The organism is Celeribacter marinus (genome assembly GCF_965656515.1).
In the GTDB taxonomy this organism is placed as follows: domain Bacteria; phylum Pseudomonadota; class Alphaproteobacteria; order Rhodobacterales; family Rhodobacteraceae; genus Celeribacter; species Celeribacter marinus_D.
This window is the reverse complement of sequence record NZ_CBFHKW010000107.1, coordinates 1-2232: the sequence shown is the minus strand read 5'-3', so window position 1 is coordinate 2232 and position 2232 is coordinate 1. Positions and strand designations below refer to the sequence as shown.

Below are 2232 nucleotides of genomic sequence, written 5' to 3'. Positions count from 1 at the left end.
TGCCGTTTTGACCGATGCCACGGCCATGACCCTCGCAGGGCTCAAAGCCGCCCACGCCACATTTACGGAGTAACCTGATATGAGCCGACCTATTATTGCCATTCTGCGCGGCCTGACCCCACCTGAGGCGGTCGAAATCGCCGGCGCCCTTATCGACGCGGGCATCGACCGTATCGAGGTGCCGCTGAACTCCCCCGACCCTTTTGCGTCTATCAAAGCGATGGTCGATGCCTACGGTGATCGCGCCCTGATCGGTGCAGGCACTGTGTTGACCCTGTCGGACGTCGCCCAAGTCAAAGCCGCGGGTGGCAAACTCATTGTCTCACCCGATGCCAACCCCGAAATCATCGCGGCAGCCAAAGCCCACGGCATGCAATCGTTTCCCGGCGTTCTGACCCCCACCGAAATGTTCAGCGCTCTGCGCGCTGGTGCCGATGGACTCAAAATCTTTCCCGCGTTCAAGCTCGGAATTGAAGGCCTAAAAGCCGTAAAAGCCGTGCTGCCCGCAGACACCGATGTATACGCCGTGGGCGGTGTCGGCCCCGACGATTTCGCAGACTGGATTGCCGCCGGTGCCGCAGGCTTCGGCATGGGGTCCGCACTCTATAAACCTGGGTTTACCGCCGATGAGGTCGCATCACGCGCCCGCGCCATGGTAGCCGCCTATGATGAGGCCGTGAAATGAGCTATTACATTTACGATGAAACCCGTTGCGCGCTTGGCGAGGGACCGCTGTGGCACCCTATTCGCAATCAACTGTTTTGGTTCGACATCATGGGCATGCGTCTGCACACCCGCGTGAATGACGAGACGGTCACATGGCAATTCGACGAATATGTCTCTGCGGCGGGCTGGGTCGACGAGAACACGCTGCTGATGGCCTCCGAAACATCGCTGTCGACCTTTGACATAGAGACGGGCGAAACCTCCTTTGTGTGTGCGCTTGAGGCCGACAATCCAGACACACGGTCCAACGATGGCCGCGCCGACCCCCAAGGCGGGTTCTGGATTGGCACGATGGGCAAAGCCGCACAGGACAAAGCGGGGGCGATCTACCGCTACTACCGTGGCACTCTGCGCAAGCTGTTTGGCGACATCACGATCACCAACTCCATCTGCTTTTCTCCGGATGGAACCACCGCCTATTTTTGCGATACGCGCACGGATCAAATCATGCGGGTAGCACTCAATGATGACGGATGGCCGCACGGCAAACCCGAGGTGTTTATCGCAAACGCCAACCACCCAGACGGATCCGTGGTCGATGCGGACGGCAACCTGTGGAACGCACAATGGGGATCATACCGCGTGTGCGGCTACGCCCCAACGGGTGAGGTTCTGCGCTATATCGACGTGGGCGGACTGCAATCGTCGTGCCCTGCGTTTGGCGGCGCAGATGGCACCACGATGTTCGTGACATCCGCACAGCAAAATCTCACCGATGAAGATCGCGCCAAAAGTGATGAACACGGCGCGGTTTTCGCCATCGACAACGTAGCAAAGGGCCAAAAAGAACATCAGGTCTTTCTATGAGACGCCCCTTTGGCACAACGCCGGATGGGCGCGCTGTTGAGGCCGTATCGCTGCATTCAGGCGATCTAAGCGTCACCCTATTGACCCTTGGCGCAGCGATCCATGATGTACGCCTCCAAGGGGTGCCATACCCGCTTACGTTGGGGGCCACGGACATTGCAGCCTACGCAGGACCGATGACCTATTTCGGCGCGCTCGTAGGCCCCGTAGCCAACCGCATTGCAGGGGCGTCCGCACCGCTCAATGGCGATCTTCTCAGCTTTGAGGCCAATGAAGGCACCACATGTCTGCATGGCGGACCTCATGGGATGCACACAGAAGTGTGGCAGATCGAAAGCGCGACAGATAACGCTGTGACGATGACGCTCGATCTGCCCGATGGCACAGGCGGATTTACGGGCAATCGTACTGTAAAAGCACGCTTTTCATTGGACGCGCCCGCACACCTGCGTTTGGTGATCGAGGCCGAAACAGACAAAGACACCTATATCAATATCGCCAACCATTCCTATTGGTCGCTCGATGGCACACCCACAATTTCGGGGCATATATTGACCATCCCCGCAGACCGCTACACACCCGTTGATAGCGCCCTCATTCCCACGGGCGTAGCAGACGTGCACGGCACAGACTTTGACTTTCGTTCTGGCCGCGCGGTGGGCGACGGAACACCGCGCATCGACCATAACCTGTGCCTGT

At 58.7% G+C, this 2232-nt stretch carries 3 protein-coding genes; all 3 read left to right on the top strand.

Annotated features, from left to right (window positions below; genetic code table 11):
- The first annotated feature begins 79 nt into the window (after positions 1–79).
- On the top strand, positions 80–685 hold the full coding sequence (locus ACTG34_RS13590; protein WP_439105412.1) for a 2-dehydro-3-deoxy-6-phosphogalactonate aldolase: 606 nt from the start codon (positions 80–82) through the stop codon (positions 683–685).
- Positions 682–1533, top strand: a complete 852-nt coding sequence (locus tag ACTG34_RS13585) for an SMP-30/gluconolactonase/LRE family protein (protein WP_439105411.1) — start codon at positions 682–684, stop codon at positions 1531–1533. The genes ACTG34_RS13590 and ACTG34_RS13585 overlap by 4 nt, the downstream gene beginning before the upstream one ends.
- Positions 1530–2232: aldose epimerase family protein (locus ACTG34_RS13580; protein ID WP_439105410.1), on the top strand; the 703-nt coding region annotated here is incomplete at its 3' end. The genes ACTG34_RS13585 and ACTG34_RS13580, both read left to right, overlap by 4 nt.